Origin of the sequence: Pedobacter hiemivivus, assembly GCF_004331685.1 — a bacterium.
In the GTDB taxonomy this organism is placed as follows: Bacteria; Bacteroidota; Bacteroidia; order Sphingobacteriales; family Sphingobacteriaceae; genus Pedobacter; species Pedobacter hiemivivus.
Genome location: NZ_SJSM01000036.1, coordinates 1 through 24,383 on the forward strand (window position 1 = coordinate 1; position 24,383 = coordinate 24,383).

Annotated in this window: 21 protein-coding genes, 2 tRNA genes and 1 rRNA gene; 12 read left to right on the top strand and 12 right to left on the bottom strand. The window is 39.9% G+C overall.

Annotated features, from left to right (window positions below):
- A 16S ribosomal RNA gene (locus tag EZ444_RS25850) occupies nucleotides 1-388 on the bottom strand; the annotation flags it as partial.
- Between the two features lie 671 nt (nucleotides 389-1,059).
- Between EZ444_RS25850 and EZ444_RS25855 the strand changes: the two genes are divergently transcribed.
- From EZ444_RS25855 to EZ444_RS25865, 3 genes are all read left to right on the top strand, one after another.
- Nucleotides 1,060-1,665: a hypothetical protein gene (locus EZ444_RS25855; RefSeq protein ID WP_131612807.1), complete on the top strand. Its 606-nt coding sequence runs from the start codon at nucleotides 1,060-1,062 to the stop codon at nucleotides 1,663-1,665.
- A 118-nt stretch (nucleotides 1,666-1,783) separates the two neighbouring features.
- Nucleotides 1,784-1,999, top strand: coding sequence for a hypothetical protein (locus tag EZ444_RS25860; protein ID WP_131612808.1), 216 nt, complete (start codon nucleotides 1,784-1,786; stop codon nucleotides 1,997-1,999).
- A gap of 49 nt (nucleotides 2,000-2,048) precedes the next feature.
- Nucleotides 2,049-2,417, top strand: coding sequence for a hypothetical protein (locus EZ444_RS25865; protein WP_131612809.1), 369 nt, complete (start codon nucleotides 2,049-2,051; stop codon nucleotides 2,415-2,417).
- Nucleotides 2,418-2,537: 120 nt separating this feature from the next.
- On the opposite strand, the gene EZ444_RS25870 is transcribed toward EZ444_RS25865, so the two are convergent.
- Entirely contained in the window at nucleotides 2,538-3,401 is an 864-nt protein-coding gene (locus EZ444_RS25870; RefSeq protein ID WP_131612810.1) for an AraC family transcriptional regulator, read from the bottom strand.
- 239 nt (nucleotides 3,402-3,640) lie between these two features.
- On the opposite strand from EZ444_RS25870, the gene EZ444_RS25875 reads away from it, so the two are divergent.
- From EZ444_RS25875 to EZ444_RS25905, 7 genes are read left to right on the top strand one after another with little or no spacing between them, the layout of a single operon-like run.
- Nucleotides 3,641-6,814 carry a SusC/RagA family TonB-linked outer membrane protein gene (locus tag EZ444_RS25875; protein WP_131612811.1) on the top strand — a complete coding sequence of 1,058 codons (3,174 nt, stop codon included), beginning with the start codon at nucleotides 3,641-3,643 and terminating at the stop codon, nucleotides 6,812-6,814.
- Nucleotides 6,815-6,832: 18 nt separating this feature from the next.
- Nucleotides 6,833-8,482: a RagB/SusD family nutrient uptake outer membrane protein gene (locus tag EZ444_RS25880; protein ID WP_131612812.1), complete on the top strand. Its 1,650-nt coding sequence runs from the start codon at nucleotides 6,833-6,835 to the stop codon at nucleotides 8,480-8,482.
- Between the two features lie 33 nt (nucleotides 8,483-8,515).
- Nucleotides 8,516-9,541 carry an IPT/TIG domain-containing protein gene (locus EZ444_RS25885; protein ID WP_131612813.1) on the top strand — a complete coding sequence of 342 codons (1,026 nt, stop codon included), beginning with the start codon at nucleotides 8,516-8,518 and terminating at the stop codon, nucleotides 9,539-9,541.
- Nucleotides 9,542-9,550: 9 nt separating this feature from the next.
- On the top strand, nucleotides 9,551-10,690 hold the full coding sequence (locus tag EZ444_RS25890; RefSeq protein WP_131612814.1) for a glycoside hydrolase family 26 protein: 1,140 nt from the start codon (nucleotides 9,551-9,553) through the stop codon (nucleotides 10,688-10,690).
- 1 nt (nucleotide 10,691) lies between these two features.
- Entirely contained in the window at nucleotides 10,692-12,518 is a 1,827-nt protein-coding gene (locus EZ444_RS25895) for a sodium:solute symporter family protein (RefSeq protein ID WP_131612815.1), read from the top strand.
- 9 nt (nucleotides 12,519-12,527) lie between these two features.
- Nucleotides 12,528-13,700 (top strand): glycoside hydrolase family 130 protein, encoded by a 1,173-nt coding sequence (locus EZ444_RS25900; protein WP_131612816.1) that lies wholly within the window; start codon nucleotides 12,528-12,530, stop codon nucleotides 13,698-13,700.
- Nucleotides 13,697-14,887, top strand: coding sequence for an AGE family epimerase/isomerase (locus EZ444_RS25905; RefSeq protein ID WP_131612817.1), 1,191 nt, complete (start codon nucleotides 13,697-13,699; stop codon nucleotides 14,885-14,887). Before EZ444_RS25900 ends, EZ444_RS25905 begins: the two co-directional genes overlap by 4 nt.
- A 92-nt stretch (nucleotides 14,888-14,979) precedes the next feature.
- On the opposite strand, the gene EZ444_RS25910 is transcribed toward EZ444_RS25905, so the two are convergent.
- The 5 genes from EZ444_RS25910 to EZ444_RS25930 all read right to left on the bottom strand — a co-directional run bounded on the left by EZ444_RS25910 (nucleotide 14,980) and on the right by EZ444_RS25930 (nucleotide 18,104).
- Nucleotides 14,980-15,687 carry a phytanoyl-CoA dioxygenase family protein gene (locus EZ444_RS25910; protein WP_225874858.1) on the bottom strand — a complete coding sequence of 236 codons (708 nt, stop codon included), beginning with the start codon at nucleotides 15,685-15,687 and terminating at the stop codon, nucleotides 14,980-14,982.
- A gap of 120 nt (nucleotides 15,688-15,807) precedes the next feature.
- A tRNA-Asp gene (locus EZ444_RS25915) sits at nucleotides 15,808-15,881 on the bottom strand.
- A gap of 74 nt (nucleotides 15,882-15,955) precedes the next feature.
- A tRNA-Asp gene (locus EZ444_RS25920) sits at nucleotides 15,956-16,029 on the bottom strand.
- Nucleotides 16,030-16,122: 93 nt separating this feature from the next.
- Nucleotides 16,123-17,196, bottom strand: a complete 1,074-nt coding sequence (gene prfA / locus EZ444_RS25925) for a peptide chain release factor 1 (RefSeq protein WP_131612819.1) — start codon at nucleotides 17,194-17,196, stop codon at nucleotides 16,123-16,125.
- Nucleotides 17,197-17,357: 161 nt separating this feature from the next.
- Nucleotides 17,358-18,104 (bottom strand): UDP-2,3-diacylglucosamine diphosphatase, encoded by a 747-nt coding sequence (locus tag EZ444_RS25930; protein ID WP_131612820.1) that lies wholly within the window; start codon nucleotides 18,102-18,104, stop codon nucleotides 17,358-17,360.
- Between the two features lie 128 nt (nucleotides 18,105-18,232).
- Between EZ444_RS25930 and EZ444_RS25935 the strand changes: the two genes are divergently transcribed.
- On the top strand, nucleotides 18,233-19,243 hold the full coding sequence (locus EZ444_RS25935; RefSeq protein WP_131612821.1) for an NAD(P)/FAD-dependent oxidoreductase: 1,011 nt from the start codon (nucleotides 18,233-18,235) through the stop codon (nucleotides 19,241-19,243).
- A 2-nt stretch (nucleotides 19,244-19,245) separates the two neighbouring features.
- Nucleotides 19,246-19,575 (top strand): 2Fe-2S iron-sulfur cluster-binding protein, encoded by a 330-nt coding sequence (locus EZ444_RS25940; RefSeq protein WP_131612822.1) that lies wholly within the window; start codon nucleotides 19,246-19,248, stop codon nucleotides 19,573-19,575.
- Nucleotides 19,576-19,582: 7 nt separating this feature from the next.
- Here EZ444_RS25940 and EZ444_RS25945 read toward each other — a convergent pair whose 3' ends face one another.
- From EZ444_RS25945 to EZ444_RS25965, 5 genes are all read right to left on the bottom strand, one after another.
- Nucleotides 19,583-21,292, bottom strand: a complete 1,710-nt coding sequence (locus EZ444_RS25945) for a S41 family peptidase (RefSeq protein WP_225874859.1) — start codon at nucleotides 21,290-21,292, stop codon at nucleotides 19,583-19,585.
- Between the two features lie 75 nt (nucleotides 21,293-21,367).
- On the bottom strand, nucleotides 21,368-21,583 hold the full coding sequence (locus EZ444_RS25950; protein ID WP_131612823.1) for a hypothetical protein: 216 nt from the start codon (nucleotides 21,581-21,583) through the stop codon (nucleotides 21,368-21,370).
- Between the two features lie 36 nt (nucleotides 21,584-21,619).
- Entirely contained in the window at nucleotides 21,620-22,300 is a 681-nt protein-coding gene (locus tag EZ444_RS25955) for a peptidoglycan recognition protein family protein (protein WP_131612824.1), read from the bottom strand.
- A gap of 111 nt (nucleotides 22,301-22,411) precedes the next feature.
- Nucleotides 22,412-22,855, bottom strand: coding sequence for a hypothetical protein (locus EZ444_RS25960; RefSeq protein ID WP_131612825.1), 444 nt, complete (start codon nucleotides 22,853-22,855; stop codon nucleotides 22,412-22,414).
- A gap of 15 nt (nucleotides 22,856-22,870) precedes the next feature.
- Nucleotides 22,871-24,379, bottom strand: a complete 1,509-nt coding sequence (locus EZ444_RS25965) for a SusD/RagB family nutrient-binding outer membrane lipoprotein (RefSeq protein ID WP_131612826.1) — start codon at nucleotides 24,377-24,379, stop codon at nucleotides 22,871-22,873.
- Nucleotides 24,380-24,383: the final 4 nt, after the last annotated feature.

Consider the following 24,383-nt stretch of genomic DNA (forward strand, 5'->3'; position numbering starts at 1 on the left):
GTTCAGAGTTGCCTCCATTGACCAATATTCCTTACTGCTGCCTCCCGTAGGAGTCTGGTCCGTGTCTCAGTACCAGTGTGGGGGGTCATCCTCTCAGATCCCCTAGTCATCGTCGCCTTGGTGGGCCGTTACCCCGCCAACTAGCTAATGACACGCATGCCCATCTTAATCCTATAAATATTTGAACATTGGATAATGCTATCCTGTGTTTTTATGCGGTGTTAATCCGAATTTCTTCGGGCTATCCCCCTGATTAAGGTAGGTTGCATACGCGTTACGCACCCGTGCGCCACTTTCCTCCCCAGCAAGCTGGAAAGTATCGTTCGACTTGCATGTATTAGGCCTGCCGCTAGCGTTCATCCTGAGCCAGGATCAAACTCTCCATTGTAAAATGTTATGTTTGAACACTGACCATTCTTAACTTGTATTAATAATAGTCTTATTCTAATTATATTGTCTAGTTAGATTCTGACTTGAAAAAATAGCTTTGGTTTTCATGTACTTTGAAACTGTACTATCTTACCTCGCTATGCTTTATAAATGACATCTCTTTAATGAACTTCTCGAATCGCCTCACGGGTCTTCTTTATATTTCTTCGTTTATTATTCTTCAGTTTCGTTCCGGTCTTAATGTTCCGAATCTCAGTTTCAAATTTTTAACGTTTCAATCTTTTTTATTCTGTTAACAAACTCCGTCTGGTAACTCCCGTTCTGTTTGGGATTGCAAAGGTAGAAATATAATCTCATTATGCAAACTTAAATGCACTATTAGTGCTAACGAACCCATAACTACCTACAACACAACCAGAAAAATTACAAGCTATTTTAAAAAGCCCGATCAAGAAGTCAGCGCGACAACACAGACATATATATAGTAGTATATATATACATCTATCACTCTGTTTAAAGAAATATATAACAAGGGGGCAACAGGGAACGAACAGGGAGATAACAGGGGCAAATCCCTTTACCCCCCGTCATTTCTACCTATGAAGTACGGGTGACTTACATACTTGTATTAAACCCCACCAGAGACATGACTATTTAATCCCCCTATCCATGGCAAAATCACTTAGTAATCAGCCAATTCGCATGACTTTTATGCAGTCAATTACGATTATTTTTAGAAAGGTAGCATTCAACTTTCAAACAGAGCGTCCGAAAATCTTTAAAAGAGTAGGAAAAACTAATAGTAAGCCTATAGAAAACATCCATTTAAATTATCAATTAAGAGACATTAGCTTTCAACTGATTAAAACGCTATGCGCTCCTCTCTTTCACGAACAATCACGTGATCAAAAATTAACATTTGTCTTAAAAACTAATTTAAACCTATTAATTATGAAAAAGTTATTATTTGTTTTGTTTCTTTCTTTTGCCTGCTCAAGTATTTATGCTCAGATAAAAGCAAATATGCCTAGCGCACCAGTATATTCTAACGGCGAGTCTTACGGTTATTATATTGACGAAATACCAGGAGCAGTTTCGTATGTATGGTCGGTTGAGGGCACTAGCGGAGCCATAATTTGGACCATGCCCTGGGACGAAAAAATAGTTGACCTTACCTTTTCACGCCCTGGCTATTCTCATATATACTGTACGGTTACAATGAGCGATGATTCCGTGGAAGTCTATCAGTACGATACAGGTGCTTCTGATGAATAAAAACAAGAAACTGATTTAATAATAGGCCGCCTCATAAGTCAAATTATAGGGCGACCAATATTTAATAATTAAGGAAATCCTATTTTTTTATGCCAATGGTGATTCATATGGTTATTATGTGGACAATGTACCGGGAGCATACTCTTACGAATGGTCGATAGAGGCTTTAGGTGACTACACTATTTATCCCGCTGGGGACAGATGGATTGATGTCATCTTTTCAGACCCTGGTAGCTACAGAATAATCTGCCTTGTTACGCTGAGCGACTTTTCAGAAGTCACGTACACACTGGGCGTAACAGTTACCCAGGAGCCAACTAGTTTTAAATATTGATTATAATATGTAAATTCAAAATCAATTAATTACCTCTAAATCAATCAATATGAAAACAAATTTCAAAATCCTATTGCTACTGGTACTTTTAACAACCTCGGCATTTATGCTTGGCTTTAAACCAGATTTACGCACTAGATTAAAGACAGAAACATCCAAAACACTAGTGGATGAAAGTATTACGGTTTATACAAGTGCTATTACCGGGGCAAATGACGTACAGGTCCTTTTTTTTCGTACAGGGCCAGAGGCTGGCCAGGGTGAAATAACGATTACCTATTCTGTTAGATTTAATGAAGGTAATTCGCAAACTTACACTAAAGTGATGGCCTCTGGAGAAACCGAGAGTACTGACCATATACAGGGGCCAAATCCAACGGCATTTGCTGAAGTAACTGGTTATAGTTGGACGTATTAAAAATACTCAACCACCTTTTATGACGTCACTGTAAAACAAAGAAGCCAGCTATCGTATGATACTGGCTTCTTTATGTTCCTCCTGATGCAACTTTTGATTACAAAATTCAATATGGATCACTTAAACAAAAACCCGGTTACCGGAAAGGTTATCTCTAAACTCTTTAGGTGTACAACCTTTTTTCTTTTTAAATATCCTATTAAAATTCGAAATGTTGTTGAAACCACAATTGTAAGCCACCTCAGCAACCGATTCAGTAGTATCAATCAATTTTCTAGATGCATGTCCTAACCTGATTTCGGTCAGACTATCCGTAAAACTAATCCCTGTTCTACTTTTAAAAAACCGGCTAAACGACACTTCTGTCATGCTTGCAATCCTTGCCACCTCTGCCAAACTAACCTGCTTATCAAAATTGAAATTAATATACTCCATTACTTTTTCAACTCTTCTACTGTTGTAGGAAAATTCAGCATGACTAAAGGTCGAATCTGAAAGCGTACGCATATTTCTGGAAGTGGATAGATCATGTAAAATTGACATCAATTCTAAAACAGAGTCAAACCCATGTTTTTTATTCAACTTTACCAGTTTTGGGCCGATGAGTTGTGCAGTTTCTTTAGAAAATAAAATTCCACACTTCGATTTTTCAAACATCTCCCTGACCACACGCAATTGATTCCTACGCAAAAACTTCTCATCAAAAAGATCTTTATGAAATTGAATGGTTACCTCATGAATCTCCCTCCCATCCAAATTATGGGTTTCCCAAACGTGAGGGAGATTGGAGCCGATCAATACCAACTCTATATCTCCGATTTCTTCAATATGATCGCCAACTACCCTTCTTGCACCACATGCATTAGAAATAAAGTTCAACTCCATCTCCTCATGATAATGCAATGGAAAGTCGAAATTATGCTTTTTTCGCTCAAAAATAGTGAAACAATCACCGTTGGTGAGGGGAGTGATTTCTTTTAGCATACTTTTCTGCACATTAAATGAATAAATAATATCAATCAATAGGATAAAATAATATCAACAATCAAATATAGACTAAAGCACATTCATTCAGCAATAAAATAGCCATGAGCAAACCTAAATAGCCCTAATTTGAATTACAACAAAGATCAAAGTGATTAAAATATCACATATGGATAAAATAGTATTATTTTTAAAAGCATATCGAACACTAATTTTGATATAAACCAAATAGACCGCTTATGCTTAATAAACTATCAATTAATTTATTGGCAACAATTGCATGCCTGTTATCAATTACTAACGGCTTTGCCCAAGACAAAAAAGTATCTGGCAGAATAACCGATGAAAGTAACACCCCTCTTTCTGGTGTTTCTGTTAGTATAAAAAATACAAAAACAGCTACCATTACAAATGAGGATGGTTACTTCACCTTAAGCATTCCACCCACAGCACAAACTTTAACCTTTTCCTATTTAGGAATGGAAGAACAACAAGTTACGATTGGAAGCAAAACAACCTTCAACATTGTTTTAAAAACCAAGAGCAATATGCTTTCTGATGTAATTGTAATCGGTTACGGCACGGCAAAAAGAACTGATCTAACAGGGTCTGTAAGTAGAGTTGACCGGGAGGATCTGATTAAAGACGCCCCAACAAATATCCTTCGAGCTTTGCAAGGTAAAATTGCAGGAGTCAATGTAACCCAAAACGATGGTGCACCGGGTGCGGGCCTAAGTATCAGAATAAGGGGATCCAACTCATTTTTAGGTGGCACCGAGCCACTTTATGTAATTGACGGTGTTCCTTTTAACAACAGCAGTTCAGGCGCTACCCCCTTATCCATCGGTGAAGATGAAAAGCAAACCTTAAATGCAATGTCGTTCTTAAACCCAAGCGACATAGAGAGCATTGATATCTTAAAAGATGCATCTGCAACAGCAATTTACGGCTCCCGCGGTGCAAATGGTGTAGTTTTAATTACCACCAGACAAGGAAAATCTGGAAAAGAGAAGATTGAATTCAACGCAATCGTTGGACAGGCGAAAGTATCCAGAAAGCTGGATGTTTTAAACGCATCTGAATACGCGGACTATCAAAATCTAGCTTACCTAAACTCGAACAAATATACCGGAACAGCCTATACCCTACCTTATCCAGGCAGCAATCTACCAGATCCTTTAAATCCGGGAAAAACCTATTATGCCAAAGGGCCCCAAGACTATATAAGAAACAACAACAATTGGCAAGACCGAATTTTCCGTACTGGATTATCTCAAAACTACACTTTAAATGTTTCTGGCGGAAGTGCCAATGGCAGCCACAGCCTTTCTTTTAGCTACCTGAATCAGGAAGGGATCATTTCAAATTCAGATTACAACAGGTATGGCCTGGGCATAAACCTAAAAAGGAACATCAGTAAAACTTTTAAAATTGGCACAAGCACCTCTTTTGCAAATTCACGCACAAACGGTGTAAAAACCGGAACAGACAAATCCGATGCAGCAAGCGCCGGGGTTATTCGTTCTGCGATCACCTTTCCCGCTACCCAATCAGAGCCAATTGACTATGATGGTGTTGGAGATGCATTCATTACCAATCCTTACATTTATGTAAACGATGTTTTAAACCGGGTAAATGGGATAAACATTTTTACTTCAAATTACCTAGAGGCTACCTTTTTAAAAGACTTCAAATTCAGACAAAACATTGGCTTTAGCTATGCGTCCAACACCAGAGATCAATATTATCCCAGAAGTGTTTATGAAGGTTTTGCAGTTAAGGGCTGGGGCTTAAAATCGGATAACATCTGGAGCAGTAGCGTTGCCGAAAGTATAGTTACCTATGATAAAAAAATAGAAAAACATAGTTTAAATATTGTTAGCGCAGGCACTTTTGAACGCACCAATGGCAATAGTAAAAGAGCGGAGGCCAAAACTTTTCCAAATGATGCCTTAGAAAATGAGAATATGGCTGCCGGCGAAGTTACGCTCCCAATTGTCACTTCACGCTTTCAATCTACACTAATTTCATTTTTGGGCAGAGCAAATTACAACTACGACGAGCGCTACCTTTTGACTCTCTCTTATCGTCAGGACGGATCAAGTAAATTTGGTAAAGACAATAAATGGGCCGGTTTTCCATCCGCGGCGATTGCATGGAGATTATCAAATGAAAGCTTCATGAAAGATATTAAAGCGATTAATGACTTAAAATTGCGGTTGAGCTATGGACAAACGGGCAATCAGGGAATTGGCTCTTACGCCTCCCTTGCCAAATTGAGTGTCTATAATTATGTATTTGGCGGGGCGGTACAAACCGGTCTGGCCAACGACCTTTATTCTGGCCCCCCAAACGAGAAACTGAAATGGGAAACAACGACAATGTACGATCTAGGACTAGATTTGAGCATGTTTAACTCGAGACTGAACCTTACGGTTGACCTTTACAAGAAAACAACAGATGATCTTTTGCAAAACCTAATTATCCCTTCTTCTACGGGCTTCTTAACAAAATTAGTAAACTCAGGTTCGATAGAAAACAAAGGATTAGAAATTAAACTTGCCGGTGTTATCTTGAAAAGCAAAGACTTCGAATGGAACTCCAGCTTCAACGTCGCATTTATCAAAAACAAAATTTTAAGCTTGAGTCCCGATGTGACAGAACAATACGGCAGAAACATCTCTACAGGCGATGCACCATTCATCCAAACTATTGGCAAGCCAATTGGCGCTTTGTACGGTTATGTTGAAGATGGCTACTATGACAATGAGGCTGAAGTTAGAAGTGACCCTGCTTATAGCGGACAAGGAACTGCAATTATTTTAAGAACAATTGGTGAGATCAAATACAAAAACCTGGACAATGACAGGACTAACATCTCTCAAACCGATAGAACTTTTATTGGAGATGTAAATCCGGATTACACCTTCGGTTTTACGAACAACTTTAACTATAAAAGATTTGACCTCAGTGTGCTCATCAACGGCGTCCAGGGAAATGACATCATTAACATGAATACCCGGTTTAATGGAAACTTGGGCACCAACAAAAATATTACTCAGGAAATGCTCGATGGCGCCTGGGCAGAAGGGAAGGACAATACCAATGCTACCGGACCAAAAGTAATCAGACAGTTTTTTAGAAACCAGCTATTTAGCAGACGTTTTATTGAGGACGGAAGCTTTGTAAGGATTAAAAATGTAACACTTGGTTATAAACTTCCCCTAAAATCTAAAACCCTTACTAACCTGAAAGTTTCCCTGGGAGTTAACAACCTTTACACTTTCACCAATTATTCTGGCTACGATCCTGAGATTAATAGTTACGGCGATAACCCAGCACTATTTGGAGTTGATTTGGGCGGCTACCCTAACTCAAGAACATATTATCTTTCTCTACGTTGCAATTTTTAACCTTTTTAAAAATATAATATGAAAGCAATTTCAACATATTTTACAGCATTTGCTACCGGACTGATTTTACTTAGTGCCAGCTCTTGCAAAAAAGCGCTGGAAGAAACACCCTACTCTTTTTACTCACCAGAGAACTTTTACAAAAATGAAAGCGATGCAAAGACAGCAATCAATGGTGTATACGCTGAACTTTATACTTACGACTTATACCTGCAACCATTTTGGAACATGACCATCTTAGATGACGACCATGTCTCTGGAGCCGATTGGTTTTTAGGCACTACAGGCGCAGGTAACCCGCAAGCTTATTTTGGCTGGGAAAAGCCATGGGTTGGCTGCTATGCCATTATTGCCAGAGCAAATACCGTTTTAGAGAACGTAGTCAACATCAACAATATGGATGGCGACATCAAAAATAGAATTTTAGGCGAAGCTTATTTCCTAAGGGGCTGGGCTTATTTTCAACTGGTACAATTATATGGCGGGGTACCAATCCGTCTAAAATCCTTATCCGCGACAGAACCTCAGACCAATATTCCCCGGGCAACCGTCAAAGAAACCTATGATGTCGTAATCAGTGATTTCAAAAACGCTGAAACTAAACTCTTTCCTGTAGGCCATGCAAAAGCTGGCGAAGTTGGCCGGGTAAATCAGGGTGTCGCGAAAGCATTTTTAGCAAAAACCTATTTAACAATGGCTTCTGGCGCCGCTACAGGCAATGTTACTGTGCGTGGCGGCACAGATAATGGGTATTATACTTATGTCAAAACTGTAGTGGCAGGCCATGAAGGAATAGATTCAAAAGCCTTTTACACTTTAGCTAGAGATAAAGCTGCAGAAGTAATCACCGACAACCAATATGCTCTAACCCCAAGCTGGAAAGATTTATGGAGCATTGCAGGCAGAAATAATAAAGAGCAAATGTGGGAACTACAATCCCTTGCCGGAACAGCTTTTGTCAACAATTTAAGTGCTTATTTCCCTGCCCGCTCTACTTTTGGACAGGGTGCAGTTTGGACAACAAACAATCACTATAACGATTATGAACTTTTAGATAAGCGGGTTTTAGACGGCATAACTCATAATTACACGACTTTACAAGGGACTAACATCTTTTATCCATTTGCACAGGCCTCACTATACAAAGTAGTAGGTGGCATAACATACAACAATACTAATACCACAACTGCAGAAAGAGCCTATACCATTAAATTTAGTTCAGTTGCCGACCCTTCGGTAGCCAATAGTGACGCATTCTTTCCCCTATTACGTTATTCCGAAGTTTTACTCATGTATGCAGAGGCGGAGAATGAAGTTAATGGCGCAACAACACTTGCTTACAATGCTTTAAATACCGTTAGATTCCGTTCCTACCCTACAACAGGAACACCTGCCGTTCCTGTACCTGCCGCATATGCACCTGCCAACATGAATCCAGAACAATTCCGCAGTTATGTCCTGGCAGAAAGAGCACGTGAATTTAACCTGGAAGGAATCAGACGCTTTGATTTGATGCGTTGGGGTATTTACCTGCAGGTAATGAATAAAATATCAACCGGACAAAACAATATTACAAAGGTACGGGCGAACAGAAATTTATTACTTCCCTTGCCCTTAAGCGAACTAAACGCAAACAAAGCGATCCCTGGAAATAATCCAGGTTGGTAAACATATTTAATCATAAATTTAAATCATTTAATTATGAAAAAAACGCCATCAATAAGCACCTATGCAATGATTGCGATAATGCTTTTTCTTTTTAATGCTTGTAAAAAAGACGATGCAGTAAACACCGCTCCGCCAACATTAACTGAAGTCACCAACTTAGTGGATAGAAATACACCGTTAACAATTGTAGATTATGGAGAATGGATCTCGATTAAAGGAACAAATCTAAGCACCACATACAAAGTCGATTTTAATGGGACTTTAGCTGCAGATTCCCTGATTTATGGAGACGACAACACCATTACCGTAAAAATTCCAGCACAGCTAACAGATCTCCTCAATAATCCGATAACAGTCACTACCAAATATGGCTCAGCCACTTTAAACTTCCAAATTAAGCAACCAGCACCCAAAATATCAAGCTTTGACCCTCCAGCAGGTCTACCAAATGATCTAATAACCATTAAAGGCGACTATTTTACAGGAGTAACAGCCGTTAAATTCGAAACAACTTCGGTGCCTATTGTGTCCAGCACGCAAACAGAAATAAAAGTAAAAATACCAGTAGGTTTTGCTTCGGGCTATATTTTTGTTACCACACCAATGGGAACCATAAAATCTACAAATGTATTTGGTTTAAAAGCTACCATATTTGATGATGCAATGGCACCCGGCTGGTCAAACACCTCTTACAGCAACACTTACGACATGACCCAGACCACCATCATCCGACGGGGAACGAAAGCCATTGTAAATAAATTTACCGTCGGTTTTGGTGCCATCAGATTTACAAAAGCCGCACCGGCTTTTAGTACCACAGGCTATAGTGGTGTTAAAATTTCTATTTATGGAGGCGCTGGAACAGCAGGCAAAAAAGTGAGGATTTCATTCACCCCAGCAGCTAGCACTTTCGATTTGATTTTAACTGAAGGCAGCTGGACAGATTACCAGATTCCATTTACAAATCTGGGAAACCCGGCTAGTATGACGGCTATTACTTTCCAGGAATTCAGCGGACTCCTCTCTCAGATCTATGTAGACGATGTAGGCTTCTATTAACTTTTATATATGAAATTGAACAAGATTCTTTTAACTATCATTTTATTCAGCCGATGCTTAATCGCCAGCGACCTGGTAAACGCACAATCGTTAAGTGATAAAGCAGCCAGTAAAGAAACTGTTGCCCTATATAAAAACCTTCACAAATTAAGCCTGCAACACACCATATTTGGTCACCAGGATGACTTAGCTTATGGTGTAACTTGGAAATATATAGAAGGCAAAAGTGACATTAAAGATGTGGTTAACGATTACCCAGGTATCTATGGATGGGATTTAGGTCGCATTGAGCATGATTCGTTTAAAAATATTGACGGTGTTCCATTTGACAAAATCCGCAAGTATATTCAAGACGGATATAAAAAAGGAGCTGCCATCACCTTAAGCTGGCATTTTGATAATCCCTTAACTGGAGGATCATCCTGGGATACAACCAAAAATTCTGTTGCTACAATTTTGCCCGGAGGCGCAAAACATCAACTTTATATTTCCTGGCTTGACAAGGCCGCGAAATTTATTTCCAGCCTAAAAGGAGACCAACAGGAAGCCATTCCGATTCTTTTCCGCCCATTTCATGAAGTATCTGGAAATTGGTTTTGGTGGGGAAGAAACTGCAGCAGCCCCGCAGAAATAAAGAAAGCCTGGCAATTTACGGTCGACTACCTGAATAACACCAAGAAATTACATAACCTCATTTTTGTTTATAACACCAATGGCTTTGCGAACGAACAGGAGTTTTTGAAATACTACCCTGGTGATGATGTCGTTGATGTAGTCAGTTTTGACCTCTATCAATTCGAAAACCAGGGAAAAGAAGCATTTATAAATGCAGTACGAAATGACCTGGACATACTCAGCAAAATTGCGAGACAAAGAAACAAGTTAGCCGCATTTGCCGAAACAGGATATGAGGCGGTCCCAGATGCAACCTGGTGGACCGGAACCTTGTGGCCAGCCATTAAGGACTACCCACTGTCTTACGTTTTGGTTTGGCGCAATGCAGGATATATGCCATCGACGAAAAAAATGCACTATTACGCGCCATTCGAAGGGCAAATTTCAGCACCCGACTTTAAAAAGTTCTATCAGAATAAAAGGATCCTATTTGAAAAGACAATAGGTACAAAAAAAATATACCAGCCAAACTAACATGAAACTACAACTGATAGATATTTTAATTCTCCTAACCTATTTAGTCACCATGGTGCTCATTGGCTTTTACATGAGAAACAAGGCGAAACAGGACAAAGAGAGCTACTTAATGGGTGGTAAAAAATTACCCTGGTACATGCTTGGGCTCAGTGATGCCAGCGATATGTTTGACATCAGTGGCACCATGTGGATGGTTGCCCTTTGTTTTGTATATGGTTTCAAAAGCATTTGGATTCCCTGGTTATGGCCTGTTTTTAATCAGGTCTTTATGATGATGTTTTTATCAAAGTGGCTCAGAAGGTCTAATTCCACAACCGGGGCAGAATGGTTAAAAACCAGGTTTGGCTTAACGGGTAAGGGTGTTAAAGGTTCACATATCATCGTGATTGCATTTGCATTAATTAGTTGTTTAGGTTTTTTGGCCTACGGCTTTGTTGGCTTAGGTAAGTTCGTCCAGGTTTTCATTCCCTGGGATGTCGTAAAAGATTATGTTCCTTTTGCTATTGCCGACAAATATGTTCCGCATTTCTATGGTATTGTATTTACCCTGTTTGCCATGTTTTATTCTATTATTGGCGGTATGCACAGCATTGTGCTTGGAGATGCGATTAAATACCTGATCATGACTATTGCCTGTGTTGCCATAGGCATTATTGCTGTGCAGCACTTGCATGGACAAACCTTAAATGTACCAGAGGGATGGAGCGACCCGTTCTTTAGCTGGGAGTTAAATCTTGATTGGAGTAAAATAGCTGCTGATGCCAATAAAAAAATTGCAGATGACGGATTTAGTCTGTTCGGCATTTTCTTTATGATGATGCTGATGAAGGGCATATTCGCGTCCCTTGCCGGACCGGCACCAAACTACGATATGCAAAAAGTACTCAGCACGCGCAGCCCGAAAGAGGCCAGCAAAATGACCGGCTTTGTAAGTATCATATTATTGCCCATCCGATACTCGATGATCACCGGCCTAACTGTTCTGGCCCTGCTTTATTATAATCAGCTTTACTTGAAAGGCCCAGATGGTGTAGCAGATTTTGAAAGAATTTTGCCGGCAACCATTAACAATTTTTTACCTGTTGGCGTTTTGGGATTGGTAGTCACAGGCTTGCTCGGTGCTTTTATGGGAACTTTTAGCGGAACCCTAAATGCCGCACAAGCCTATATTGTGAACGATATCTATTTAAAATATGTCAACCCTAACGCCCCTACCAAAAAGATCATATCGATGAACTACATTGTGGGCATTGTGGTAGTCGCAGTAGGCATTTTCTTTGGCTTTATGGCCAACAATGTCAACGACATCTTACAGTGGATAGTTGGGGGATTATATGGTGGCTATGTGGCTGCAAATTGCTTAAAATGGTACTGGTGGCGCTTTAATGCCAATGGCTTTTTCTGGGGGATGACGGTTGGTGTTAGCGTGGCATTGCTGATGCCCTACCTCACAACGGGTTTGCCGCTATACTGGTGGCCCTTGCTTTTTGTTTTGTCATTCATTGGCTGTTTAATCGGCACCTACACCGCGCCAGCCACTGATACGGAAGTACTAAAATCATTTTATAAAAATGTTAGGCCCTGGGGATTTTGGGAGCCCATCCATGCATTAGTAGCCGAGGAAGATCCCAGCTTCCGGGCCAACAAGAACTTTAAACTGGATATGTCTAACGTAGTACTGGGCATTATAGCCCAGCTTTGCTTAACCATTTTCCCAATGTATTTGATTACAGGAATGTATGGCCTGCTATGGATTACAGTAGTCATTTTAACGGTAATCATCCTTATTTTAAAAAGAACTTGGTGGAATAGACTAGAAGATTAAGAAAGACCTATGAAAACGAATTTCGAACAACATATTGAACAACTAGCTAAAAACCAAAATGAGCTGATTAAAACCCCCAATCAAAAAATTGAGGCTGGGAATGGGTTATTCAATCGATATAAAAATCCGGTTTTAACTGCCGCTCATGTACCGTTTACCTGGAAATACGACCTTAACCCATTAACCAATCCTTACTTAATGGAACGGTTTGGCATCAATGCGGTATTAAATGCTGGTGCCATCAAATGGCAAAACAAGTACATTTTAATGGCCCGGGTAGAAGGTAAAGACAGAAAATCATTCTTCGCAATCGCCGAAAGTCCTAACGGAATTGATCATTTTAAATTTTGGGACTACCCGGTCATCATGCCAGAAACTGATGAATCAGATACTAATGTTTACGATATCAGGCTAGTTCAGCATGAAGATGGTTGGATTTATGGATTATTCTGCACAGAAAGAAGAGACCCAACAGCGCCCGAAGGGAATCAATCGGCAGCGATAGCACAATGCGGAATTGCAAGAACAAAAAACTTGATCGATTGGGAAAGATTAGCCGATTTCAAAACTGAATCTCCACAGCAGCGAAATGTAGTTTTACATCCCGAATTTGTAAATGGAAAATATGCATTCTATACCCGACCACAAGATAGTTTTATTGAAGCAGGCAAAGGTGGCGGCATCGGCTTTGGCTTATCCGCATCTATAGAAAATGCAATTGTCGAGAACGAAACTGTCATTGATAAAAAAGTATACCATACGATTTCAGAGGCTAAAAACGGACAAGGCCCCGCCCCTATTAAAACACCTAAAGGCTGGCTACATCTTGCTCATGGGGTTAGAAGCACCGCAGCTGGGTTAAGATATGTGTTGTATATGTTTATGACCGACTTAAACGATTTAACCAAAGTCACACATAAGCCAGGAGGCTATTTTTTGGCACCAGAAGGTGAAGAAAGAATAGGTGATGTATCTAATGTAGTTTTTAGCAACGGTTGGATCGCAGATGACAATGGAACTGTTTTTATCTATTACGCTTCTTCAGATACCAGATTGCATGTTGCTACAAGTACCATTCAACAGTTACTGGATTATGTAATCCATAACCCCGAGGATGGACTAAGGTCTGCCGCTTCTGTTGAAACCATCATCAACATTATAGACCGAAATAAAAGCGTATGAATTCCGCAGCTTTAGCGACTTATAAATCTGAGATAGCCATTGAATTATCTGACATCCTGGAGTGGTGGATGACTTATATGGTTGATCATGAAAACGGGGGATTTTATGGAAAGGTAGATGATGGTAATTTGGCGACACCAACTGCAGCGAAGGGACTGGTCTTAAACTCCAGAATTCTTTACACCTTTTCCTCGGCCTACTTGTTAAATCGGAAAGAAGAGTACTTGGCTATCGCCAATAGGGCTTTTGATTATTTAACCACTTATTTTTTAGATGAAGAAACCGGAGGATTTTACTGGTCGGTAGATTTTAACGGCCACAGGTTAGACGACAAAAAACAGGTTTACGGACAAGCATTTGTAATCTACGCGCTTGCTGAGTACATTAAGATTACCCCAAATGAAAAAGCTTTAGTTCTAGCTAAAAATACTTTTGAACTATTGGAACAACATAGCTTTGATCCGATCAATACCGGTTATATTGAAGCCTTAACCAAAGACTGGAAGACGATTGAAGACCTCCGGCTGAGTGATAAAGATCAGAATGAAAAGAAATCGATGAACACACATCTACATGTGATTGAGGCCTACACTAATTTATATTCGGTTTGGAAAAATGAAAAACTAAAACTCGCCATAAAGCGCTTGCTTTCTAATTTTAAAGACCATATTATAGATAAAGTGCATTACCACCTACAATTGTTTTTCACAGAAACCTGGGATGTTAAATCTACATTGGTTTCTTTTGGTCATGACATCGAAGCCTCCTGGCTATTACAGGAGGCCGCAACCCTCATCGCAGATGAAATGGAGATAAAAGCTTTTAAGCACATTGCGCTGCAGCTTAGTAATGCAGCTTTAAAGGGCTTAGATAAAAGCGATGGCCTCTTGCATGAATTTGATTACAAAACAGCTCAGTGGTCAAAAGAAATGCACTGGTGGCCACAAGCAGAAGCTATGGTTGGCTTTTTGAATGCCTGGCAAATAAATGGTGATCAAAAATTCTTACTCCAATCTTTCAAAAGCTGGTCTTTTATAAAAAACTCCCTTAAAAGCAAAAAAGGAGAATGGCATTGGGGTATCCAAAGCGATTACTCATTGATACAAGGAGAAGATAAAGCTGGCTTCTGGAAATGTCCCTACCATAATGGCAGAGCTTGTATCGAAATTATCAAAAGATTAAAATAGGGCAAGGCAGCCCTAATATTCCCGTTTATGTTTAGCATTAACTCCATAAACACCAAAGCGCCCCTAGTTTTCGTAGAAAATGAGCGTAGAGATTACTGCAAATCTACTCGCTCTACCCATTTTAAATCCTCATGCAGCTCTTGATTACAAAATTCAATATGGATCACTCTCCGCTTATTATTAGTAGTAGTACGGCTAGAGCTATGCAACAACAACGGCTTCATGATCATTACACCTCCTTTAGGAACGTCGCAAATATATTCGGTCTCATTTGACCAGTCAATGTCTTCAGCTCTATAGACACCTTTTAAATGAGAGCCAGGCACAACCTTTAATGCCCCATTATTTTCATCCGTATCATCAAGATGAATACGAACGGTATATATCTGCTTTAAAATATCCAACGGTGGCTGAACCGAAAATTGATCTTGTTTTACTGTCCACTTACTGTAATCGTCAAGTTCTACCTTCGTGTCCACCGATATTGTCAAATCCTGATGATAGGAAACGAACCAGTTAGATTGTTCCGGCTTATCGAAATAAATAGATTTTACAACAAAGTAATCTGAACCAAAAAGATTATGAATGAGAAGCTTAAATTCATCATTAAGAATTAGCTTACCTATTTCAGGTACTTCCTTTAAAAATTGCCTGATTGCAAATAGATCAGCGGATTTTCTGAATGTTTTTCTGGAAGTATCAGCTTGATTAATTAGCTCGAGAATTTTTTCAATCTCACCATCTGAAAACACATTATTAATGGTCACAAAGCCTGTGTCCACAATTTGAGTCCTATACATATTAACATCTGCCATGCTAACGAATATACAGATAGAATCCAAATATTCGGGAGAGCGTTCGAAATAAAAAAACCTGCAAATCTTATAATAAGCAGGTTTTTAATATTTTGTCTAATCTTGCGGACCGGACGGGACTCGAACCCGCGACCTCCGCCGTGACAGGGCGGCATTCTAACCAGCTGAACTACCGGTCCGTTTTCCTTTTCAGGAGGGCTTAGAATATAGCTTCTAAAGGCTTCAATAAAAAACACTCTGTTGAGTATTTTTGCGGACCGGACGGGACTCGAACCCGCGACCTCCGCCGTGACAGGGCGGCATTCTAACCAGCTGAACTACCGGTCCGTTTTCCCTTTGCTTTCTTTCGTCCGTTTCGGGATTGCAAATATAGAGCGTTTATTTATATTTACAAACTATTTTTTAAATAACTGTAACTACCTATATCACAGAACCTTCTTTTAGCTTTTCTGCATTTTCTGCAAACTGAAGCGCATCAATCAGCTCCTGAACACCACCATCCATGATGTTATTTAGGTTATAAAGTGTCAATCCGATACGGTGATCTGTTACCCTACCTTGCGGATAATTGTAAGTTCTGATCTTTGCAGAGCGGTCACCAGTCGAAACCATAGTCTTACGTCTTGCAGCAATATCACCGTTTTTCTTCTGCAATTCGATGTCGTATAATTTACTACGCAACATCTCCATTGCAATCACCCTGTTACCAAGCTGTGAGCGCTCCTGCTGACAAACAACTACAAGCCCCGAAGGTCTGTGCGTCAGCTGTACTTTAGTCTCTACCTTATTTACATTCTGTCCACCAGCACCACCCGAACGGGAAGTTTGCAAATCAATATCTGCAGGATTGATGTAAAGATCGATCTCCTCAGCTTCTGGCAAAACTGCTACCGATGCAGCTGAAGTATGTACACGACCTTGAGTTTCCGTATCTGGCACACGTTGTACACGGTGTACTCCTGATTCATATTTCAATTGTCCGTAAACATCTTCCCCACTAACCTTTAAAATCACCTCTTTGTAACCACCAGCAGTTCCTTCTGTTACATCAACAGTTTCAACTTTCCAGCCTTTTTGCTCAAAGAAACGGCTATACATCCTGTATAAATCACCTGCAAATAGCGCCGCTTCATCACCACCAGTACCACCTCTAATCTCAAATACAGCATTTTTAGCATCCTCTGGATCTACAGGAATCAACATCAGGCGGACTTTTTCTTCCAATTCTTCTTGCTGAACCAATAAAAGATCAAGTTCCTCTTTTGCCATTTCACGCATTTCTGCATCTTTCTCGGTACTTAAAATCTCCTTATTAGCGTCAATATTGCTCATTACATTTTTGTAGATTTTATATTCATCCACAATCTTGCCTAAGTCCTTATACTCTTTATTTAAAGCCGCAAAACGCTTCATATCCTGCATCGTGTCAGGATTACTCAACTGCTCCTCAACATCTTCCCAACGCAGTTTAATTGCTTCTAATTTTTCTAACATATCTTTTTTCAGAAACTTTATAATGTTATTACTTGATAAAGGTCTAATCAACAGACCTGATTTCCCCAAGCAACAGTTTTTTATTCGGGCAGCAAAAATACGGCTTTTTTACTTAACCGTACTAAAAATTTGCACATGTCCAATTGTAAACACGAACAGTGCTATACTTTTTCGAAGTACTTAAGGCTTAAATCATTGCCATCAAATACCGCATAGGAATTGAAATTAATCCACTCCCCAAGATTTACATACTTACTTTTATCATTTAGGTTAATGTCTAAGGGGAGATGCCTATGTCCAAAAACAAAGTAATCAAAGTGCACCTTTAACAACATTTCTTTAGCATATACAGCCAGCCATTCATGCTCAACATCACTAAAAATCTCTTCTTTGCTATTGGCAAGCCTGCTACTGCCAGACCACCAATTTGCTATTCCCAAACCAATTCGCGGTGGGACCAGGCCAAATAACCACTGGCAAACCGGATTTCTAAATACCTTTCTTAAGAACTTATATTTCCTGTCTCCCGGTCCCAAACCGTCACCATGATGTAAAAAGAAGCGCTTACCCTCCCTTTCGATGATCAATTCGTCGCTTACGATCTCTATTCCCATTTCCTCGCTGAAATAGGTATTAACCCACATATCATGGTTACCTTTAAAAAAATACACCTTGATACCAGCATCGGTCATCTCGGCCAATTTACCTTGTAACCGCACAAATCCTTTAGGTACAACGGTGCTATATTCAAACCAAAAATCGAATATATCGCCCATTAAAAACAATTCGCTACATGTTGGCGTTATGGAACTTAACCACCTTAAAATGCGATCTTCCCGCTTCCTGCTCTCCGCATGATTAGGAGCGCCCAGGTGGAAGTCAGAAGCAAAATATATGTTCTTTTTCATTAATGTAAACAAAGATAAATAAAATATCCGCTCAGCCGCCTTTCACATATTCTACCGATTATCTAGATTATTTACAAATAACATCGTTATTAAAACAAAAGTTCGTAAATTCGCACAAAATTTAAACTATGATTTCTACTGATATAGCCATCATTGGCGCCGGACCTGTAGGTTTATTCGCGATTTTTGAAGCAGGTTTACTAAAAATGCGTTGTCATTTAATAGACTATCTACCACAAGTTGGTGGACAGCTTTCCGAAATATATCCTAAAAAACCTATATATGACATTCCCGGCTATCCAACTGTATTGGCTCAGGAATTAGTCGACAACCTGATGGAACAGGGCAAACCTTTCCACCCAGGCTTTACCCTTGGTGAGCGTATCGAAGGCTTAGAAAAACGTGGTGAAGGCGATTTTGTACTGACAACCAACATGGGTACCATCATAGAATCTAAAGTTGTTGTTATTGCTGGCGGATTAGGCTGTTTCGAGCCTCGTAAACCGGCTGTGGCGGGATTAGAACAATTCGAAAACGGTAGAGGTGTAAATTACATGATCCTGGATCCTGAAAAATATCGTGGACAAAAAATGGTGATTGCGGGTGGCGGTGACTCAGCATTAGATTGGACCATCTTTTTAGCGGACATCGTTGACGAGTTAACTCTAGTTCACCGTAGCGAAAGCTTCCGTGGTGCTCCAGATTCGGTAAACAAAGTAATGGAATTGGCAGAAAGTGGAAAAATCAACCTGGTATTAAACAGCAACCTAAATTCTGTAAGCGGAAACGGAAAACTAGAAACTGTTGAATTGATCCATAATAAGAGCCTAGAAACTACAAGCATCAATGCAGATCACTTGATCCCATTATTTGGTTTAAGTCCTAAATTAGGACCAATAGAGCAGTGGAACCTAAACATTAGCAAAAGTGCTATTGAAGTAAACACAGACGACTATTCGACCAATATCCCAGGAATTTATGCAATTGGCGACATCAATACCTACACCAACAAGCTTAAACTTATTCTATGTGGTTTCCACGAAGCCGCTTTAATGAGTCATAGCGCATACCAATACATGAACCCTGGAGTTAAATACACCATGAAATACACCACTGTAAACGGCGTATCAGAATTTTAGGCATGGAAGAAAATAACATTACCTTACACGTGCAAAACCCGGATGGTAGCAGAACTACCCTGGAAGCCCCTGTAGATATGGGCCTAAGTTTAATGGAATACCTAAAAGCCTGCGAATACGATATCCTGGCTACCTGCGGTGGTATGGCACTTTGTGCGACCTGCTGTGTGGATGTTTTGGAAGGCGAAGATAAGTTGAACGAAATGACAGATGACGAGTATGCAATGCTCGACACCTTACCTGATGTATTACCAAATTCAAGATTAGCCTGCCAACTGCAATTAACCCCTACAATGGACGGCTTGGTGGTTAAATTACACCACGCAGAATAAAAAATATTTATTGATTATTATCTTCTACAGCGGCAGCGATTGTTTTTACAGGGCTGCCGATTGTTTTATATTCCCCTTCGCCTTTTAATATGGCCAGCATCTTACCGCTGTCATTTAAAAGGCTTTTTGCTGCATTAAGCTCTTTATCATACTGAAATCCCTGTGTTACTTTCCCTTTATCGTAATAATAACGGCTAACGATTTGCGTTTCCAGTACTCTTTTTATTTCGGCCTTATAGGTTGTAAGCTCTGTTTTCTTAGCCCCTAACATTTTGCTTTTCAAATCATCAAGATCAGTCTTTACCGCAGTAAGCTTGTTCTCCTTCTCGGCCTCCGTTCTCAAATCAGCAAGCAGTCTTTCTGTACGCGATACATAAGAGTAATCCTTACCAGCCAGTGAATTTACAAACGCGGTATAATCATTATCCGTCAACTGAAAAGAAGCCGCAGGAGCGATCACCTTATTGTTCTTTTTAAAATTATTGGCGTAATCGAAAAACAGATATTTATTGACTAGCGAAATGGTGATCGGATTAAACTTAGGGGTATTGACCAACACATCTGGATAAATCCCATTCCCATCATACACATTACGACCTGCCTTGGTATTGAACTTCCTCATCAGCGAATCCGCAAACTTCAACGTTTTCCCGTTCGCATCTTTGTGCGCATAATCAAGCGCCTGTATGCACCTACCCGATGGTGTGAAATACTTGGCCACCGTAACCTTTACAAGGCTATTATAAGGCAAATTAAAGGTCTGTTGTACTAACCCCTTGCCGTAGCTCCGCTGACCAACAATAATCGCTCTATCGAGATCCTGTAGAGCTCCAGCAACAATTTCTGATGCAGAGGCTGATGATCCACCAATCAGTACAACTAAAGGGATTTGAGGAAATAATGGTTGACTTAGTGTTTTATAGCTAATCGTCTTTTGAGGATTTCTTCCTTTTTGGGTAACGATCAGAATATCTTTATCTACAAAAATATTTACGATTTTAACGGCTTCCTGTAATATTCCACCGCCATTGTAGCGTAAATCAAGGATCATTCCTTTAGGCTCCTGTTTACCCAAGGTAGTTGCAGCATCTTTTACCTCCTGTGCGGAGTTTTCAAGAAATTTATCTAAACGGATATAAGCAATGTTATCGGCTGTCATACCAGAATAAGACACATTCGGTTGTTTAATTTCATCCCGAACCAATGTCTTAGTCAGCAAAGCCCCCTCTCTGATGATCAATAGTTCTACAGCGGAACCTTTAGGGCCACGCAGCAACTGGCTCACTTGGACACGCTCTTTCCCCCGCACCTCATTGCCATTGATTTTCACAAGTTGGTCTCCCGGTTTTATCCCCTGCTTATCCGCAGGATACCCCTCGTTCACCTCATTTACAAATAGCTTACCTTCAATAAAAATAGTGCTTGCCCCGATGCCTCCGTATTGTGTACTTACATATTTCAGCTTATAATCTTCAACTTCCGACTCGGGTACATATTCCGTATAAGGATCAAGGTTATCCAACATGGCATCAATGCTGGTTCGCATTAAGCTAGAAGGATTGGTTTCCTCAACATAGTTGATATTGATCTCTTTATAAAGCGATGCAAAAATATCCAGGTTCTTAGACACCTGAAAAAGGTCCTCTTTGAAAGACCAGGTTAAGGAAGCAAAAGAAATAAGAATAGCGGCCGCAGCAATTTTATATATTTTCATCATATAAAGGATGGATTGATCAATCCGTTGATGGTAAATTTACAAAAAAGCCTTGTATTTCAATAACGCCTAATGGAATTAAAGTCTGTTACCTTCTGGATCGGCTAGTGCTTTCTGAATGGTAAATTCAACATAAGTCCTGTCTCTTTTTACCAACTCCATCAATTGACTTACCAGTTGATCTTCCTGTCCAGGAACAAAGGAAATATCAACCTGAGCCAGGTCACGGTATTTTCTTAGAAATTTAATTTTAACCTTTTTCCAGGTTTCAGGAGTCAATGTAAAATTCGCCATACTGCAAAAATATAAATAATTGTAATACAATAACCCTTATTTATAAACGGGAGCACCTTTTATATTCAAATCTTTGATCCGCTCCCTGATCCTTCTCATAAAGTCAACTCCAGGATCTGCCTTTTCAGTATTGTAAGTAGGATCAGACTCCTTCCACAGCTCAGTCCCCTTAAATCGTGTATACTCATAATGACCGATAACATATTGAATTGGATATTTACGTTTCAGGTACCTGATCAACGCTTCATTGGCGATGAGCTGTGCTGGAGTCAGAGGATTTTTATCACTTCCGATATTCTCCACACCAATAGCGCAATAATTAAGGCCAATCACGTGCCGTGCAAAAACGGTATCCGGCAACAACCTAAAAACGGTCCCATCTCTATCAATCACAAATTGGGAAGACACATTGAGCGAACTTACTTTGGCGATCTCCTTACGAGCGCCAGGCAATCTTGATTTGTTAAACACATCAAATGTTTGCTCTACCGTAGGAATGACAGTCCAATGTAGCACGATCATAATCGGCTTAATGGTCGGCTGTTCTTGCTTCAAGCCATGCCGCTTCTCCAGATACTCCAATGAAAGCCGTTTCCTTTCTGCATCAAATATAATTGGCTTGTCAAAGATTCTAAAAGTGGACTGGGCCCTTAATTTAAGGGTTGCACTACATAGTAAAATCAAAAACATCAGCTTTATAACGTCCTTCTTTATCATCTTCTATTTTAAAACAACTAATCACTCTCCGAAATATCCAGAGAGAGGCATTCTAAAATAAAAAAAGATCCTGGCTCCCCAAGATCTTTTCAAAAATAAACTTAATGCGACCTACCTAATTCTATAAGTCAAGACCCGGTCCTTTGTCAACCCATTTTTATTAACCACACGACCACGAATCGCGATGGTAGTTCCACTAGCCGGAGCAGATGGCACTATATAGTTATAAATCAAAGTGTCGCAGTTTTTAATCTTTGAAAATGCTGGTACAGCGGCTCCCTTAAAAAGGGCCACAGAGTCTGCCGCCCCTATTTTCTCCCAAAACTGAATTTCGTTGATCGGCTCTCTTACAAAATAATCAAATTCTATCTTTATGGCAGTTCCCTTTACATAACCCGCCGAAGGAACAGCTGGTGTAAAAAAATTTGTATTTTGGACAATCACAGGATAATGATCATCAGACAGCTTCTCATAAATCGGATCCTCTGTACGATCACAAGCACTAAATAGGCCTAATATGGCAAATGATAAATATAATATAGTTAGCTTTTTCATATCCGAATACATTAATTATGGTTGATTCCACCATAATGGTTTAAGAAAATAATCCTGCGCATTTCCACCTTGCTTGTCCACCTCCAAAGGATTTAGTTGAATCTCAGTTAAAGGATATAAAGTCCTTCTAGGATACAGCCCTTTTGCATTTGGGTTTGGATTAACGGGATAATAAAACCCAGTATATATTGCTGGGTCATAATCTAGTTTACGCATATCAACCCAAGCCTCAGGATTCATAAACAAAGCAATATATTTTTGCTCCATGATATTTTTTAATGTTAATGCTCCCTGCGTTTGTGCCACAGCAGCTGAAGCCATGTACAATGCTCGCGCCCCTCCTGAAGGGATCTTAAGCTTATCCATGTGTGCATTGATTCCAGCAATATAAGCAGTATATGCGCGAGGTAATAATCCAGCCCTGAATGCAGCCTCCGCCTCAACAAAGCGCATTTCAGCATTTGTTAATACCTGCAAAACACCCGCATTGGTTGTACTGCTAAAGATCTCTGCTGCATACCAACTTGTATAAAAATCAGACACTACCCCCGGCAGTAATGCTTGAGCATTATTCGCCGCCGGTTGAGTACCCGTACTCCCTACAGCAGCCATAACTGTCAATCGTGGATCATCAGGCAAAGATTCATCTCCTAATAGATTCTTTCCATTCAACATTTCGATAAAATAACGCCCATATGTTAGCAACGACATATTATTACGTGTAGCCCCCCAAACATTTGTCGAATTCAAAACGGTGCTAGTCACCGTCTGATATTGCAACTGCGCATCCTCATCATTGGAAACAAGCCCCTTATCAATATAAGACAATATCGTGTTCGCATCATAATTAGCTTTCTTAGTTAAATGATTCGCCTGTCTTGCTTTTAATGAATACGCTAATTTAATCCACAAGGCTGGAACACCTTTATACAAAATATCACCACTAACACTGGGAACAGTAGTATAAAATGGCCTGAAATTACTGCTTGCCGGTTTTTGCATCTCTACGATCCCTTCATCCAAAAGCTTATTCACCGTAGCATAAATCTGCTCCTGAGGGTCGTATTTTGGCGCTATGGTTAAGGCAGGCTGGAATGCTTCCGTATAAGGGATATCCCCAATTAAGTCTGTGGCATGAGCTAAAATTAAAGCAAACATAATCTTGCCAGCCCCTACATAATAAGGAGAACCTTCTTTCTCAGCAATCGAGATCATAGGTGGAATATTCGTACCTACAATCTGATAAGTATCCTGAAATGGCCTTACATTAGGTGCAATAAAGTACTGATCAACCCCACTATTTGGCGCCCCTCTTCTTCCAATATTCTGAGTAAGGATTCCTGTAAACTGATAAGCCTCGAAGCCTTGCATTGCCAACCCGTTAGCAATGATACTTGGCAGCAAAAAATTCGGTGTTGTAGAAGTAGGGTTATTCGGGTCCGTATTCACGTCCAGAAACTTTTTACAAGATGTTATTGCGGTTAGCGAAACCACTCCAACTATAAATATTATAAACTTTTTCATAATC

Excerpts from the sequence above, each read along its gene's own strand:
- EZ444_RS25855 (WP_131612807.1), top strand. The coding sequence starts at position 1,060 with ATGGCAAAATCACTTAGTAATCAGCCAATTCGCATGACTTTTATGCAG.
- EZ444_RS25865 (WP_131612809.1), top strand. The coding sequence starts at position 2,049 with ATGAAAACAAATTTCAAAATCCTATTGCTACTGGTACTTTTAACAACC.
- EZ444_RS25870 (WP_131612810.1), bottom strand. The coding sequence starts at position 3,401 with ATGCTAAAAGAAATCACTCCCCTCACCAACGGTGATTGTTTCACTATT.
- EZ444_RS25875 (WP_131612811.1), top strand. The coding sequence starts at position 3,641 with ATGCTTAATAAACTATCAATTAATTTATTGGCAACAATTGCATGCCTG.
- EZ444_RS25880 (WP_131612812.1), top strand. The coding sequence starts at position 6,833 with ATGAAAGCAATTTCAACATATTTTACAGCATTTGCTACCGGACTGATT.
- EZ444_RS25885 (WP_131612813.1), top strand. The coding sequence starts at position 8,516 with ATGAAAAAAACGCCATCAATAAGCACCTATGCAATGATTGCGATAATG.
- EZ444_RS25890 (WP_131612814.1), top strand. The coding sequence starts at position 9,551 with ATGAAATTGAACAAGATTCTTTTAACTATCATTTTATTCAGCCGATGC.
- EZ444_RS25895 (WP_131612815.1), top strand. The coding sequence starts at position 10,692 with ATGAAACTACAACTGATAGATATTTTAATTCTCCTAACCTATTTAGTC.
- EZ444_RS25900 (WP_131612816.1), top strand. The coding sequence starts at position 12,528 with ATGAAAACGAATTTCGAACAACATATTGAACAACTAGCTAAAAACCAA.
- EZ444_RS25905 (WP_131612817.1), top strand. The coding sequence starts at position 13,697 with ATGAATTCCGCAGCTTTAGCGACTTATAAATCTGAGATAGCCATTGAA.
- EZ444_RS25910 (WP_225874858.1), bottom strand. The coding sequence starts at position 15,687 with ATGTATAGGACTCAAATTGTGGACACAGGCTTTGTGACCATTAATAAT.
- prfA (WP_131612819.1), bottom strand. The coding sequence starts at position 17,196 with ATGTTAGAAAAATTAGAAGCAATTAAACTGCGTTGGGAAGATGTTGAG.
- EZ444_RS25930 (WP_131612820.1), bottom strand. The coding sequence starts at position 18,104 with ATGAAAAAGAACATATATTTTGCTTCTGACTTCCACCTGGGCGCTCCT.
- EZ444_RS25935 (WP_131612821.1), top strand. The coding sequence starts at position 18,233 with ATGATTTCTACTGATATAGCCATCATTGGCGCCGGACCTGTAGGTTTA.
- EZ444_RS25940 (WP_131612822.1), top strand. The coding sequence starts at position 19,246 with ATGGAAGAAAATAACATTACCTTACACGTGCAAAACCCGGATGGTAGC.
- EZ444_RS25945 (WP_225874859.1), bottom strand. The coding sequence starts at position 21,292 with ATGATGAAAATATATAAAATTGCTGCGGCCGCTATTCTTATTTCTTTT.
- EZ444_RS25950 (WP_131612823.1), bottom strand. The coding sequence starts at position 21,583 with ATGGCGAATTTTACATTGACTCCTGAAACCTGGAAAAAGGTTAAAATT.
- EZ444_RS25955 (WP_131612824.1), bottom strand. The coding sequence starts at position 22,300 with ATGATAAAGAAGGACGTTATAAAGCTGATGTTTTTGATTTTACTATGT.
- EZ444_RS25960 (WP_131612825.1), bottom strand. The coding sequence starts at position 22,855 with ATGAAAAAGCTAACTATATTATATTTATCATTTGCCATATTAGGCCTA.
- EZ444_RS25965 (WP_131612826.1), bottom strand. The coding sequence starts at position 24,379 with ATGAAAAAGTTTATAATATTTATAGTTGGAGTGGTTTCGCTAACCGCA.